14 protein-coding genes are annotated in these 14,206 nt (G+C 67.2%); 9 read left to right on the forward strand and 5 right to left on the reverse strand.

The annotated features are described in order from the left end of the window. Nucleotides 1-95: 95 nt before the first annotated feature. Entirely contained in the window at nucleotides 96-1,382 is a 1,287-nt protein-coding gene (locus ACWDNU_RS32510; RefSeq protein ID WP_370940670.1) for a PhoH family protein, read from the reverse strand. 735 nt (nucleotides 1,383-2,117) lie between these two features. Between ACWDNU_RS32510 and ACWDNU_RS32515 the strand changes: the two genes are divergently transcribed. Further along, complete coding sequence (locus ACWDNU_RS32515) at nucleotides 2,118-2,366, forward strand: hypothetical protein (protein ID WP_067576545.1); 249 nt, start codon at nucleotides 2,118-2,120, stop codon at nucleotides 2,364-2,366. Nucleotides 2,367-2,470: 104 nt separating this feature from the next. Here the strand turns inward: ACWDNU_RS32515 and ACWDNU_RS32520 are convergent, their stop codons facing one another. After that, complete coding sequence (locus ACWDNU_RS32520; protein WP_370940669.1) at nucleotides 2,471-3,229, reverse strand: isoprenyl transferase; 759 nt, start codon at nucleotides 3,227-3,229, stop codon at nucleotides 2,471-2,473. Nucleotides 3,230-3,333: 104 nt separating this feature from the next. Here ACWDNU_RS32520 and trhA point away from each other — a divergent pair, with 104 nt between their 5' ends. Beyond that, a complete protein-coding gene (trhA, locus tag ACWDNU_RS32525; RefSeq protein ID WP_370934238.1) occupies nucleotides 3,334-4,008 on the forward strand; it encodes a PAQR family membrane homeostasis protein TrhA in 675 nt (224 codons plus the stop codon). Nucleotides 4,009-4,130: 122 nt separating this feature from the next. Then, nucleotides 4,131-4,679 (forward strand): SHOCT domain-containing protein, encoded by a 549-nt coding sequence (locus ACWDNU_RS32530; protein ID WP_449671696.1) that lies wholly within the window; start codon nucleotides 4,131-4,133, stop codon nucleotides 4,677-4,679. 29 nt (nucleotides 4,680-4,708) lie between these two features. Here ACWDNU_RS32530 and ACWDNU_RS32535 read toward each other — a convergent pair whose 3' ends face one another. The 3 genes from ACWDNU_RS32535 to ACWDNU_RS32545 form a co-directional block, all read right to left on the reverse strand. Then, nucleotides 4,709-6,604 carry an acyl-CoA dehydrogenase family protein gene (locus ACWDNU_RS32535; RefSeq protein ID WP_449671697.1) on the reverse strand — a complete coding sequence of 632 codons (1,896 nt, stop codon included), beginning with the start codon at nucleotides 6,602-6,604 and terminating at the stop codon, nucleotides 4,709-4,711. 59 nt (nucleotides 6,605-6,663) lie between these two features. Continuing rightward, on the reverse strand, nucleotides 6,664-7,218 hold the full coding sequence (locus ACWDNU_RS32540) for a hypothetical protein (protein ID WP_037816711.1): 555 nt from the start codon (nucleotides 7,216-7,218) through the stop codon (nucleotides 6,664-6,666). Nucleotides 7,219-7,312: 94 nt separating this feature from the next. Beyond that, complete coding sequence (locus tag ACWDNU_RS32545) at nucleotides 7,313-9,304, reverse strand: thioredoxin domain-containing protein (RefSeq protein ID WP_449671698.1); 1,992 nt, start codon at nucleotides 9,302-9,304, stop codon at nucleotides 7,313-7,315. A gap of 112 nt (nucleotides 9,305-9,416) precedes the next feature. Between ACWDNU_RS32545 and ACWDNU_RS32550 the strand changes: the two genes are divergently transcribed. From ACWDNU_RS32550 to ACWDNU_RS32575, 6 genes are all read left to right on the forward strand, one after another. After that, complete coding sequence (locus tag ACWDNU_RS32550; RefSeq protein ID WP_449671699.1) at nucleotides 9,417-9,824, forward strand: hypothetical protein; 408 nt, start codon at nucleotides 9,417-9,419, stop codon at nucleotides 9,822-9,824. Beyond that, entirely contained in the window at nucleotides 9,821-10,111 is a 291-nt protein-coding gene (locus ACWDNU_RS32555; RefSeq protein ID WP_449671700.1) for a winged helix-turn-helix domain-containing protein, read from the forward strand. Before ACWDNU_RS32550 ends, ACWDNU_RS32555 begins: the two co-directional genes overlap by 4 nt. Nucleotides 10,112-10,195: 84 nt before the next feature. Next, nucleotides 10,196-11,743, forward strand: a complete 1,548-nt coding sequence (locus ACWDNU_RS32560) for a hypothetical protein (RefSeq protein WP_449671701.1) — start codon at nucleotides 10,196-10,198, stop codon at nucleotides 11,741-11,743. 231 nt (nucleotides 11,744-11,974) lie between these two features. After that, nucleotides 11,975-12,376: a hypothetical protein gene (locus tag ACWDNU_RS32565; RefSeq protein WP_449671702.1), complete on the forward strand. Its 402-nt coding sequence runs from the start codon at nucleotides 11,975-11,977 to the stop codon at nucleotides 12,374-12,376. Continuing rightward, nucleotides 12,373-12,987, forward strand: coding sequence for a DUF3558 domain-containing protein (locus ACWDNU_RS32570; RefSeq protein WP_449671703.1), 615 nt, complete (start codon nucleotides 12,373-12,375; stop codon nucleotides 12,985-12,987). The genes ACWDNU_RS32565 and ACWDNU_RS32570 overlap by 4 nt, the downstream gene beginning before the upstream one ends. Continuing rightward, a complete protein-coding gene (locus tag ACWDNU_RS32575) occupies nucleotides 12,987-14,192 on the forward strand; it encodes a PPE domain-containing protein (RefSeq protein WP_449671704.1) in 1,206 nt (401 codons plus the stop codon). Before ACWDNU_RS32570 ends, ACWDNU_RS32575 begins: the two co-directional genes overlap by 1 nt. The last annotated feature ends 14 nt before the right edge of the window (nucleotides 14,193-14,206 follow it).

The raw sequence follows: 14,206 nt of genomic DNA on the forward strand, positions 1-14,206 counted from the left end.
TTATTGCGCCGCGGGACCCCCGCTGCTTGGGGGGTGTTTGTGGGCATGGTTAGTCGCAATCACGGTTAGAACCGTGATTGCCACTCACGACCAGATCAGCCGTGGTCCTCCAGCATCTCGGTCACCAGCGCCGCGATCGGCGAGCGCTCCGACCGGGTCAGGGTCACGTGCGCGAACAGCGGGTGCCCCTTCAGCTTCTCGATCACCGCCGAGACGCCGTCGTGCCGTCCGACCCGCAGGTTGTCGCGCTGGGCCACGTCGTGCGTGAGCACCACCCGCGACGCCGAGCCGAGCCGCGAAAGCACGGTCAGCAGCACGTTGCGTTCCAGCGATTGCGCCTCGTCCACGATCACGAAGGTGTCGTGCAGCGAGCGGCCCCGGATGTGCGTCAGCGGCAGCACTTCGAGCATGCCGCGGTCGAACACCTCGTCCAGCACGTCCTGGCTGACCAGCGCGCCGAGCGTGTCGAACACCGCTTGTGCCCACGGCTGCATCTTCTCGCTCTCGGACCCGGGCAGATAGCCGAGATCCTGGCCGCCGACCGCGTAGACCGGGCGGAACACCACGACCTTGCGGTGCTGCTGGCGTTCCATCACCGCCTCCAGGCCCGCGCACAGCGCCAGCGCCGACTTGCCGGTGCCCGCGCGACCGCCGAGCGAGACGATGCCGACATCGGAGTCCAGCAGCAGGTCGAGCGCCACGCGCTGTTCCGCCGAGCGGCCGTGCAGTCCGAACGCCTCGCGGTCGCCGCGCACCAGCCGCACCCGCTTGTCCGCCGTGACCCGGCCGAGCGCGCTGGAGCTGCCCGCGAGCAGCCGCAGCCCGGTGTGGCAGGGCAGTTCGCCCACCTCGCCGAGCCCGAACTCCGCCGGATCCGCCGAACCGCCCGAGAAGAGCGCGTCGATCAGCTCCTGGGGAGCGTCCACGTCCGCCATGCCCGTCCAGCCCGACGGCGTCACCTCCTGCGCCCGGTACTCGTCCGCGGTGAGCCCGACGGCGCCCGCCTTGACCCGCAGCGGGATGTCCTTCGTCACCAGGGTGACCGCCGGCTGCTCCGTCGCGAGGTTGAGCGCGCACGCGAGGATGCGGTGGTCGTTCGAGTCGGTGCGGAAGCCCACCGGGAGGACGGACGGATCGGTGTGGTTCAGCTCCACCTGCAGGGTGCCGCCCGCCTCGCCGATCGGGATCGGGGCGTCGAGCCTGCCGTGCTTGAGCCGGAGATCGTCCAGCAGCCGGAGGGATTCCCTGGCGAACCAGCCCAGTTCGGAGTGGTGGCGCTTGGCCTCCAGTTCGCTGATGACGACCAGCGGGAGCACCACCGCGTGTTCGGCGAACCGGGTGACCGCCCACGGGTCAGAGAGCAGCACCGACGTGTCGAGCACATAAGTGATGCGTGGGGATTCGGGCGAGATCGAGGCTTTCTCCGGCGCCGAAGCACCGGTCGAAGAACGGCCTGAGGCCTTGCGGGGTGAACGCTGCGCAGTCACGACGGCATCTCCCTCGAGGGCGTGTGCACCCCACGCCCGCACTCGCTGGGCCGGGCACCTCCCTGGCTGGGTCCGCACTCCCTGACGCTGGCTGCGTCAGGCGGCACGGCCACGAGGGCCGGGTGCCGGCCCCCTCGTGCATCTCGTGGGCGGCTGAGCCGCCCCCTCGATCAACGCCACGACCAGGGCCTCCCGCGAGGACCCGCACGGAACGCGAGCCCTCTATCCCGGAAGGTACCTACGTCCGCCCCGTCGTGCAGGCAGCCACACAGGTGATTCGCCGATTCGTCATCCCACCGTCGGTCGCCCGAAACAGAGTGTCCACAGTGCTCACTCAGCGTCACCGGGTCCGGCGATCAGGGGGTCGCACAGACGGCTGATCATGGAAAATTAATCACCGAGTGCAGGCAATTCCCAGGTAAAGGGCCTTGTACCACGGGCAAGACCGGAATGCATTTCGCGTCCTGGACACTGAACCGGACCGAGTGAACTGGGCCTTCAAGCGCTCACACAATGGGCGTACGCACCATTCGCTAGAGGCCATTCGGGGGTAATTTCCTTACTGCGGGACACACCACCGGAACACTCCGGTGCCCCGAATCCCAGTATCTCTACCTAGGAGTGTGCGAAGTGCTGAAGAAGGCTGGAATTGTCGCCGGTGCCGCCGCGGGTCTGATGATGATCGGCGGGACGGCGTTCGCCTCCCCGGCCGCGACCCAGGGCGCTCCGGACCCGACGTTCGGCGACGCCTACGCCACCTTCATCGAGGGCGGCGGCGCGCTCGGCTACGGCGCCGCTTCGCTGGTCGCCGGCGCCTACACCGGCGTCGCGCTGACCCCGGCGCTGGTGGCCCACTCGATGGAGCACCACCACGGCTGAGCCGTCTTGCGCGAAGGCCCCGGAGCCCGGCTCCGGGGCCTTCGCGGCGTTCGCGGCCGGGTCGACCGGCCCGGCTGGGTGGGTCCGCCGGGCCGGTTCGCCGCTCAGACTCCGAACCGGCGATGCCGCCAGGCGTAGTCGCGCATCGCACGGAGAAAATCGACGCGCCGGAATGCCGGCCAGTAAGCCTCGGTGAACCAGAATTCCGAATGCGCGGACTGCCAGAGCAGAAATCCGGAAAGCCGCTGTTCACCGGACGTTCGGATAATCAGCTCCGGATCCGGCTGGCCGGATGTGTACAGATGTTCCGAGATGTGGTCGACATCGAGGATTTTCGCGAGTTCGCGAATCGAAGTGCCCTCGTCGGCGTGCTGCAGCAGAAGCTTGCGGACGGCGTCGGCGATCTCCTGCCGTCCGCCGTAGCCGACCGCGATGTTCACCTCCATGCCCGAGTGGTTCTCGGTCCGCGCCGCGGCGGCGGTGAGCTTCTGCGCCACCTCGATCGGCAGCAGGTCGAGCGCGCCGACGATGCGCAGCCGCCACGGCGCCTCGGCCCCGGCGAGTTCGTCGGTGACGTCGGTGATGATTTTCAGCAGCGGCGTGAGCTCGTCCGGATCGCGGTTGAGGTTGTCGGTCGAGAGCAGCCACATCGTCACGACCTCGACCTCGGCCTCCTGGCACCAGCTGAGGAAGTCGGCGATCTTCTTGGCCCCGGCGCGATGCCCGTCGGCCACGTCGGCGAACCCGGCCTCGCGAGCCCAGCGGCGATTGCCGTCGAGCATGATCGCGATATGCCGGGGATGTCGGCCCGCCGACTGCTGGATCAGTCGGCGGCTGTAGACGCTGTAGACGACGTCGGACATGAAGGACCGGAGGCTCACGTCGCCCGAGCGTACGCACCCCTGGAGCAAGGGTGTGACGCGCCACGGGGGCTGGCGAAAAACCTACGGCCCCGTAACCTTGGGGCGTGAGCGTGAAGACCGAGCCCCCACCCGTCCCCGAGGACACTCGCCCCCGGCTGCGCGGCCATATCCACTTCTGGTCGTTCTTCGGCGCGGTCGCCGGAGCCGCCACGCTGATCAGCCTCGCCGCGGCGACGGTTTCCCCGGTAGCCGCGCTGGCGACGTCCATCTACGGCCTCACCGTGCTGGGCGTGTTCGGCGTGAGCGCGCTGTATCACCGCAGGCTGTGGAGCCCGCGCGCGTACAAGTGGATGAAGCGCGCCGACCACTCGATGATCTTCCTCTTCATCGCCGGCACGTACACGCCGTTCACCCTGCTGGCCATGTCGAAGCCGACCGGATACATCGTCCTGGCCATCGTCTGGGGCGGTGCGGTGCTCGGGGTGGCGATGAAGATGCTGTGGCCGCACGCGCCGCGTTGGCTAGGGGTGCCGATCTACATCGCGCTGGGGTGGGTCGCGGTGTTCGTCCTGCCGGAGCTGCTGAGCCATGCCGGGGTCGCGGCTTTGGTGCTGCTTTGCGTGGGTGGTCTGTTTTATACGGTCGGGGCGGTTTTTTACGCGGTCAAGTGGCCTAATCACTGGCCGGAGACGTTTGGGTACCACGAGTTCTTCCACGCGTGCACGGTGTTGGCCGCGGTGTCGCATTACATCGCGATTTGGTTGGCGATGTACTCCTAGCCGGGGTCCCGGCAATTGCCCTTCTCCGTGCCGTGACAGGCTTGTCGCCGCATGGTGGACAGATCGGACACGGGAAGCGACAGTAGGACTCAGTTCACCACTCCCGGGAGGACTGAGTGCCGATGACCAGCGACGTACTGTTGTTGCAGTTCAAGAGCCATATCGCGGGCAAGAACGCCACGGTGCAGATCTTTCCCGATCGCGTTGAATGGGAACGTCCTCGCGGCGTCAGCGGCGGCAAGCTCACCGCTGGCCTTCTCACCTCGGGCGTGTCACTGCTCGCGACCGGCGTCCGCTCCGGCAGGGCCGGCACCGAGATGATCCCGATCAAGAACGTCTCCAGTGTCACGACCAAACGCGATGGCTTGCGTTTTACCGCTGTCAAGGTCGTTACCAGCGGAAACACCATTGATTTCCGGGTAGGCCACAACGAAGCGGGGCCGATCAAGGACCTTCTCACAGAGCTGGTCCTTGGCAGTCATCCGAGTCAACAGGCACCCGCGTCAAGTGAACCGGCTGTCGCGGCCCCGACAACAGAACCGTCCGATACACCGGCTTCCGCCACCAGCAGCCTCGCTGCTGACCTTGAAAAGCTCGCCGAGCTCCGCGAGCGCGGAATCCTTACTGACGAGGAATTCGCCATGCAGAAGTCCCGTCTGCTCGGCGGGTAGAGCAGTCCACACCGCAAACCGAAGCTGACTCAGCCGTTCAGCATCGGCGCGTCCAAGAACTGTTCCGGAACCCCGAACCCATCCACCAACGTCCGCGCATGCGGCCGCAGCGCCCCGCACAGCGCATTAACCGCCGCAGTCACCGCCTTGGAACGGCTTGCTGAGATGCGGCCGTGCTCCAGGAACCAGGCGCGGTCTGCCTCGATCGTCGACAGTGCGTACAGGTCGCAGAGCCGCGAAAGAAGCATAGCCGCATCCGGGTCACTGCAGCTGGAGACAGCGCGAGCGAAGGCGTCGAGAATCAAGCGGTCCACGTGTACGCGGCCAGCAAGCAGCACATGATCCTGTACGGAGTTGAAGACGCCGAAGGGATCCGAACCAGCCCCGCGGAGGCGGTTGGCCACACCACTCAACACATGCTCTTCACGATCCTCAAAGAGACGCTGCTGCCACTCACGATCGAAGAGCACCGAAGCGTCGTCAGACTCCGTAAGGCGCTCCAGGAACTTCCATGCGGCCGAGCGTTCCTTGACTGTGTCCACCAGCTGCTCAGCGACGAACCGGGCAGTCGACAGCGGGCTGAGGTCCTCGAAGTGTTCCTTGTACTGCGTCAACAAGCCCTTCGCGACCAGCTGTAACAGCACGGTGTTGTCGCCTTCGAAGGTGGTGAAGACGTCCGTGTCAGCCTTCAAACCGGCCAGCAGGTTCTCCGCGAGGTAACCACTGCCGCCGCAGGCTTCGCGGGCCGTTTGGATGGCCGCGGTCGCGTGCCAGGTGTTCGCAGCCTTCAGGCCAGCGGCTCGGGATTCCAGTTCGCGCTGTTCTTCTTCCGGCGCATCGGATGCAATGTCGTGCAGGGCGGCGACCAGCTCCTCCTGCGCGAAGTGCAGAGCGTAGGTCTTCGCCAAGGCTGGTAGCAGTTTCCGTTGGTGGCCCAGGTAATCGAGGATGACGACCTCGTCACCGTCCGGGCGCTGGAACTGCCGACGCTGGTCGCCGTAGCGGATTGCCAGGGTCAGGGCGCGTTGGGTGGCGCATCCGGCACTTCCGCCGACGCTCACGCGGCCGCGGATGAGCGTGCCCAGCATCGTGAAAAACCGGCGGCCGTCGCTTTCGATGGGGCTCGTGTAGATGCCGTCCTCGGCTACATCGCCGAAGCGGTTCAGCAGCGCTTCCCTTGGCACCCGGACCTGATCGAAGGTCAACCGTCCATTGTCGACGCCGTTCAATCCTGCTTTTACGCCACAGTCGGCGATGGTGACGCCGGGAGCCGGAGCACCGGAATCGTCGCGGATCGGGACCAGGAACGCGTGTACGCCACGGGATTCGCCGCCGGTGATCAGTTGCGCGAAGACCACCGCGAGTTGGCCGTCGCGGGCGGCGTTGCCGATGTATTCCTTGGTGGCGCCGGGATCTGGGCTGTGCACGACGAATTCGTGCGTCGAAGGGTCGTAAGTCGCGGTGGTGTGCAGGTGCTGGACGTCCGAACCGTGGCCGTGTTCGGTCATCGCGAAGCAGCCGAGCAGGTCCAGATTCATGATGCGGCGCAAGTACTTTTCGTGGTGCGCCGCGGTGCCGAGCAGCTGCACCGCACCGCCGAACAGGCCCCATTGGACGCCGGCCTTGACCATCAGCGACAGGTCGCCGTAGCCGAGCATCTCGAACGACATCACCGAACCGCCGACGTCGCTCAAGCCGCCGTACGCGGCGTCGAAGCCGAGCGCGGGGCGGTCCGTTTCAGCGAGTTTCCGCAGCTGGTCCAGCACCTGGACGCGGTGCGCCTCCACGTCGAGACCGATCGTGTCCCGGAACTTCTCCGTGCTCATCTGCGCGCGCACGTCGCGCTTCAGCCCGGCCCAGCGTCCATCGAGGACTGCGGTCAACGCGTCCGGGTCCACTTTCTCAGGCACAGCAGGGACGTCCACGAGTTCCTCCGATACAGCAGGCTGCCACCAGCCTGCCGCAGCGGAGGAAGTCCCGCAGCTCAGCCCAGGTCAGGCCCCTTCGACCGCAGGTCGTCGACCTTGGTCATCGCCTCGCGCAACTCGGTCAGCCAGGTATCCGCGTGCTCGCCGACCAGCCGCACCGCCCAGGCCAGCGCCTCGGACCTCGACCGCGCGACGCCGGCGTCCACGAGCGTGTCGAGGACCAGCCGTTCGGGTTGCCGCAGCCGGGTCATCACCGGCACCGACAGCGTCGTGAAGTGCACCGTCGTACCGCCCAGCTTCGCGCCCCACGCCACCTTGCGCTGGTAGCGATGCTCGGCCTGCCGGGCGATTTCGATGCGCTCGTCGCGAGTTTCCTCACGGAACCGGCTGATCCGCCCGTCCTCCGCGGCCGCGCGGGCCGCGTCGTCGGCGTACTCGCCGGTCAGCGCGGGCAGTTCGCCCACGATCAGGATCTCTTCCCGGTCCACGGTGATTTCCGGATCGCCGGTGAACCAGCCGTCCGGGAGCCGTCCGCCGAACCACGCCGCCGCGTCGTCCGCCGACGGTGCCTCGGCCTGCTGCCAGCCCCGGCCTTTCCAACCTCGCCCCATGACGTCCACCATCCTTGATTACATGATTACGTCACTACTGAAGCTACGCTGATTCCACCGAGGTAGGTACCGCGTTCACCAGGGGCGGAATTCGTCAGAGCTGGGCGATGAGCTGGTCCGCCGCGGTCACCGGGCGTTCGCAGACGTAGCCGCGGCAGACGTAAGCCGCTGCTTCGCCGTCGACCAGCGGCCGGTCGGCCAGCAGCGGGACACCGGACGCGTCCGGCTCGCCGCCGAGCACGATGCCGCCGCCGTGGATGTGCTGCGCGGCGGCGGTAACCAGCGCCGCACGGTCCGCACCGACGACCGCGACCTGCACCGGTCCGGACTGCGCCGCCTCCGCCACGGACAACCAATGCCCGGCGAAACGCGGCACCCGCGCGGCGAGCAGTCCGACGCGACGCAACGCGAGTTCAGCAGCATCGCGGTAGCGCGCCGCCTGGTCCGGCCCGGCCAGCGCGGACGCGGTGAGCAGCGCGCCAGCCAACGCCGAGGCACCGGACGGGCTCGCGTTGTCCGTCGGATCGGACGGACGCTGCACCAGGACTTCCGCGTCGTCGGCGGTGTCGTGATACGCGCCCGGCGCGGAGTCCGACGCGAAATGCGCCAGTGCGACGTCGAGCAGCCGGGTCGCTTCGGTGAGCCAGCGAGGTTCGCCGGTGGCCTGGTGGAGGGCGAGAAGACCGTCGGCGAGGCAGGCGTAGTCCTCCAGCACACCGACTGGGGTCCCGACCGCGCCGTCCCGCGAGCTGCGGCGGAGCCGTCCGTCCACGAGGTGCAGGTCCAGCAGCAGCGAGGCCGCGTTGCGAGCCAGCTCGATCCATTGTGGACGCTCTAGCGCGACGCCCGCTTCTGCCAGCGCGGAAATGGCGAGACCGTTCCACGCGGCGACTACCTTGTCGTCCCGGCCCGGTTGCGGACGCTCTGCCCGTGCTTCGAGCAACGCTTGGCAGACGCGCTCGAATCGGTCGAAGTCTTCTGGATCTGTGCGCAGTTGAAGGGTCGACGCGCCTTCTTCAAACGTGCCCTCTTCGGTGACGCTGAAGAGTTCAGCCGCCCACGGGCCGTCCTCGCCGAGCACCTCGTTGAGCTGCGCGGGAGTCCACACGTAGGTCAATCCCTCGACGCCTTCGGTGTCCGCGTCGAGCGACGCCGCGAAACCTCCTTGCGGCGTAAGGAGATCGTGCTCGAGAAACCGGACGATCCCCTCCGCTACCCGACGCGCCGACGCCGAACCACGGCGCGCGAGATGCGCGTACACTCGAAGTAGCAACGCGTTGTCATACAACATTTTCTCGAAGTGGGGAACGATCCACTCCGCGTCCACGGAGTAGCGCGCGAACCCTCCGCCCAGCTGGTCGTGGATGCCGCCGCGAGCCATCGCGTCCGCCGCCGACTCGGCGAGCGCCAGGGCCTCCGCCGAGCCCGTGCGCTCGTGGTGGCGCACCAGAAACTCCAGCACCATGGACGGCGGAAACTTCGGCGCACCACCGAAACCGCCGTGCGCCGAGTCTGCTTCCTGCGCGAGTTTCGCCACTGCCTGGGCTAAAGCGTCGGCGTCGACAGCCGATTCCTTCAGCGGACCGCTCTGCTCGGCAAGGTGCCCGACGATCTGTTTCGCGCCCTCACGCAGGTCGTCTGGCCGCTCCTCCCACGCCTCCGCGACCGCGACCAGCAGCTGCGTGAACGACGGAATCCCGGGCCGCGGCGCGGGCGGATAGTAAGTGCCGCAATGGAATGGCTCTCCCTCGGGCGTAAGAAAGCAGGTCATCGGCCAGCCGCCCTGGCCGGTCATGGCCTGCGTGGCGGCCATGTAGACGGCGTCGATGTCCGGCCGCTCCTCGCGGTCGACCTTGATGTTGACGAAATGCGCGTTCATCAGCGTCGCGGTGCCTTCGTGTTCGAAGGACTCGTGCGCCATGACGTGGCACCAATGGCAGGCGGCGTACCCGACGGACAGCAGAATCGGCACCCCGCGCCGGCGCGCCTCGGCCAGCGCTTCCGGTCCCCATTCCCACCAATCGACCGGGTTCCCGGCGTGCTGCAGGAGGTACGGGGACGTCGCGTCGGCGAGGCGGTTCGACATGGTGCCGAGTGTGCCTCATGCCGCCGGAGACCGGTCCCGTCCCCGCGGTAACCATAGTTTCCAACTTGGAAAGTACCTGCTACTTTGGCAGGTACTGGACAGGGGGCTCGCCGTGGACAGAACCGCAGCCGAGCAGGCGTTGCGCACTGCTGAATCAGCGTCGTCGAAGCTGCTCGCGCAAGGCCGGTGGCATCCGAAAGCGTTGCTGGCGCTCGGCGCGCTCGAAGCGGCCATCCTGCTGACCGGCGGTCTCGCGAGCGTGGGGATGCTGCTCATGCCGGGCAGCCTGGCGCCGCTTTTCGTGTTCATCATTTACTCCGCGACCCGTCCGGTGGTCGGCCGTCACCAGCGTGCGCGGTACGCGATCCTCGGCGCGAGCGTCGGTTTGGTCATCGCGATCGCGGTCCCGCTCGGGCAGGTCAGCTTCGCCGGAAACCCGGCCTGGTGGGTGCCCGCCGCGCTGTTCAGCGCGATCCCGTTCGTGCTGGCTGCCGGGTTCGAAACACGCGGCCGCCGATGAGTCACCCCAGGCTGGCGCTCGACCCGGTGATCCACTCGCCGGTCCGGTTCTCCATCACCGCGAGCCTCGCGGCGGTCGACGAAGCCGATTTCGCATCGGTCCGGGACGCGGTGGAAATCTCCGATTCAGTGCTGTCCAAGCAGATCTCGAGACTCGAAGCGGCGGGGTACGTCGCGGTGCGCAAAATCTTCGTCGGCAAACGGCCGCGCACCTGCCTTTCGCTGACGCCGCAGGGCCGAAAAGCGTGGAACAGCCACGTTCGCGCCCTTCGGGAGATTGCCGGTTGAAGAACCGAGCATTCGCGGAGAAGTCCGATGAATACGACGATCGGCCTTTGTCGCGCGGCACGAAGATCGCTAGAGTCCGCTCCCATGAAGCGATTCCCTCGCGCAGGCTCGATACTCCCCGTCGCCGCGATCGCATTCATCGGATGTCTTGGTTTGTCCGGTTGCAGTGTCCATGCGGCATCAGCGGCGCCGAACTGGATCACCTTCGCCAACGGCCGCCTCGCCTACGGCACCGACGCGCAGGGCAACCGGATCCCCGACTTCTCCCGCGTCGGCTACCGCAATGGCGACGCTCAGCCGCCTGAACTGCCGGTCGCGGCGACCATCGGGCCGCAGTCGTCCGGCGACGACACCGCGCGTATTCAGCAGGCCATCAACCAGGTCGCGAACAGCGGCAAGCCGGGCGCGGTCCTGCTGACAGCTGGCGGCTACCGGCTCGACGGAACTCTGCAGATCAGCGCCAGCAACGTCGAACTGCGCGGCGCGGGCAGCGGAGCGAACGGGACCAAGCTGGTCGCGGCGGGCAAACTGCACACGCTGGTCACCATCGCCGGAACTGGTTCGCGCACCACAGCCGGTTCGGCGGTCCCGGTCACCAGCAACTACGTCCCGGTCGGCGCGGATCAGCTTGACGTAAGCGATGCCTCGTCGCTGCATGTCGGCGACCACGTCATCGTGCAGCGGCCGCAGGAACAGGCGTGGATTCACGCGATCGGCATGGACAAGATCCCGCCGCGGCCGGACGGCACTCCGAGCAAGCAGTGGACGCCCAACGCCGGTCTGCAGTTCGACCGGACAATCACCGCCGTCAACGGCAAAACCGTCCGTTTCGACGTGCCGCTGACCAACGCGCTGGAAAGCCAGTACACCCACGCCACCGTTACTCGCTACTCGTATCCCGGCCGGATCAGCGGCTCCGGCCTCGCGCATCTGTCCGCGGACGGCGCCGAGTTCGAGCAGGATCCCGCCTGGCATCACGACGGTTTCTTCAAGTCCCAGCTGGTATCCGTGGACACCGCGCAGGACAGCTGGGTCGACGACGTGGTCGCGGACCATTTCGGTTCCGCCTTCGGAATCGGCCAGAACGCGCTCCGGGTCAGCCTGCTGCGCACCTCGTCCCTCGACGAGTCCGTCCCGCAGGACATCCACGACCAGCCCGCCGCCTACACCCTCAGCGGCCAGGAAACCCTGGTGCGGCAATGCACTGTCACCGGCAGCAACCTGCACGCCTGGGTCACGCAGGCGAGGGTGCCCGGCCCCAACGTGGTCAGCCGCTGCGCCGCGACCAACACCGGCTCCCGCATCCTCGACGCCGGTCCGCACCAGCGCTGGGCCAGCGGCACTCTCTACGACGACCTCACGATGAGCCCGCCGTCAGGACATCTCCAACTGTCCGACCGGCAGTGGATGGGCAGCGGCCAGGGCTGGGCAGGCGCGAATTCGGTGCTGTGGAACTGCGGCGTCGGCTCGTACCTCGTGGAAAACCCGCCGACCGCGCACAACTGGGCGCTCGGCTGTACCGGAACGCAGAGCAAGCCGCAGCCGGGCCACCGGAGCGGCGAGATCGGGTCGGCCGGCAAACATCTGCCGCCGGAAAGTCTTTACGACGAGCAACTGGCTGAACGGCACTGACGGACCTCTGCTGCTGTCTGCCGGTTAAGACATTCGAGTGATGCTTGCTGTTGGCGGCGGGACAGTCGCCCTGCTCAGGTCTGCAAACAGCGAACTCGGCTGCGATTTGCAGTTCGCATTTGCAGACAGGCTTAATCGCGGCGACTACAGTAACTACCCGGCTCCACAGGGTGACGAAAGCACCTGGGCCCAGCGGACCCGGGACGGTCTGCGCAAGGGGAGGCGTACATCGTGGCCGACAATCATCAGTCCAACCTGCCTCCGGCCGGGAGGTATGGCGGTCCGTCGATCGAGACGATGGCGGTCGCGCCGTTGCTGGGCGACGGGTATTCGTACGACAGAGCGACGCTTGAAGAACTGTCGAAACTTTACGAAAGCCTCGCCGACAAATACCGCAACGATCAAGACCGAGCGGTCATTATCGCGCGAACACAGCCGCCCGGGCTGGATTTTTCCAGCACGGACAACGCGGCCATTTTCCGAAGCTCCGGAGAGGTCCTGCGAGGATCGCTGGAGCAATGCCAGCGGTACTGCCGTGATCAGGCCGCCAAATTCCGTGCGGCACTCAAAAAGTACACGGACGCCGAGGAGAAGCACTCGGCCGAAATACACCAGGCCGGGGGAAGCCTGTGAGACGTGCGCTGGCGCTCACCCCCTTGGCCCTGTTCGCCTTCGCGGGCTGCTCGAGCAGCGCCCCTGGGCAAGCCGTTCCGGCCGAGCGCACAGATCGGCCGGCGCCGAGCAGCGCTTCGGCGGATCAGGTGCCCGGCCCTGGCGTGCCGAAAGTCCACAACCCCCTCGACATCACCAGGTTCAAACAGAATCCCTGCGATTCCTTGACCGCGCAGCAAATTTCCGGCTTGCTCGGTGACGGAGCCCGAATCAATCCGGACCCGCACGGCCCTGGCGGGCCTGGCTGCGGCTGGTTCTCCCAGGCACAGATCGTGATCGTGTTCCCGAACGTCGACAAGCTGGGCCTGACCTCGGTCTATCGCGCCAGAGGCGGCGCGTACCCGTTCTTCCAGCCCCTCGCCCCGGTCGACGGGTACCCCGTCGTCGCCTACGGCACGGCCGATCTGCGGGCAAGGCTCGGCGAATGCAACGTCGCGCTGGGAACCAGCGACCGCGAAACCCTCGACGTATCGATCTCCCAATCACCAGCGCACAAAGGCGAAAAGGATCCGTGCGAATCCGCCCGCGGCGTCGCTGAGCAAGCACTCGGCAATCTGCGAGGAGGACGCTGATGGCCGGTCGATCATTGACCCCGGCGGAAATCTACCGGCAGGTCACCGGCGGGCAAGGTCCCGAATCACTGGGCGAGACTCAGAAAGCCGCCGAGGGCCTTAGCCAAAGCCTGCTGGAGCGGGTCGACGAAATCGCCCGTATCGCGGAGAAAGTGCGGGCCGGGTGGCACGGAGCAACCGCCGAGGAAGCCGCGAACTCGGCTGCTCCGCTGATGGCCGCCGCCGCGGCCATCAGCACAAACCTCGTGTTCGTCCAGAACGCGGCGGACGGCCAGCTGTCCGCTTTTCAGACCGTCAAGAACACGGTGAAACCGGTCGGCGACCGGCCGGAACTCACCGTGCAGGACGTGTACGACTCGCTCAGCGGGAAGCCTGGCTACTTCGGCAAACTCGGCCAGTGGCAGGCCGACGCCCAGCACAACGTCGACGCCTACACCGGCTATCATGCGACGACCGCGACGAACTCCGATCACATTCCGGCTCGCTACGCGGAGCTGAGCGACACCGGTGCGTCCGTCGACCTCGCCAGTGCCAGCACCCCGCGGAAGCCGGTCACCAGACCCGGCAAGCCGAGCGGCAAACCGCCCGACGGCCGCCATCGGGGCGTCATCGAGCCGCCTTCGGACGTGAAACGACCGGCACCGGAGCCCGTCGGCTCAGTTCCGAAACCGCGTGAGCCGCTGCCCGAGGCAGCCAGCGATCGGCCGGAGAGCCACCCGGGCAGCCACCGGCCGGAGGCGACGGAAAGCAGGCCCTCGGCGGTTCCGCCCGAAGCCACCAGACCGCCGGACTCGACTCGCATCAGCTCGTACCACCTCAGCTCGCCCGCGTTGCCGCCCGGATATCAATTCGGCCCGTCGGGCCAGCCGATCAACCCTCTCGGCCCCAACGGATTCGAGGGACTGGGCAGCGGCTGCGTCGACACCGGACCCGGCGGCAGCGCGGAGGGCGGGCTCGGCGAGGGAAACCGAGTCGGCGCCCGCGCACCCGTCGAATCGGTGCCGACGCGCGGCAGCACCACCGGAAACCCAGGCACAGCAGGAAAACCCGGCAACCTGGTCGGCAGCGGGATACCCGGCAAAAACCGAGAAACCGACAAGGAGAAAACCGCCCCGCCCTACCTTCGGGAAACCGATCCGGACGTATTCGGCACGAGCGACCTCAAGCCGACACCCCCGGTGATCGGGGACCGACCGGCCCGCTAGACCGTCGGTAAGGA

The sequence above is a fragment of the Amycolatopsis sp. NPDC003676 genome (assembly GCF_053587275.1).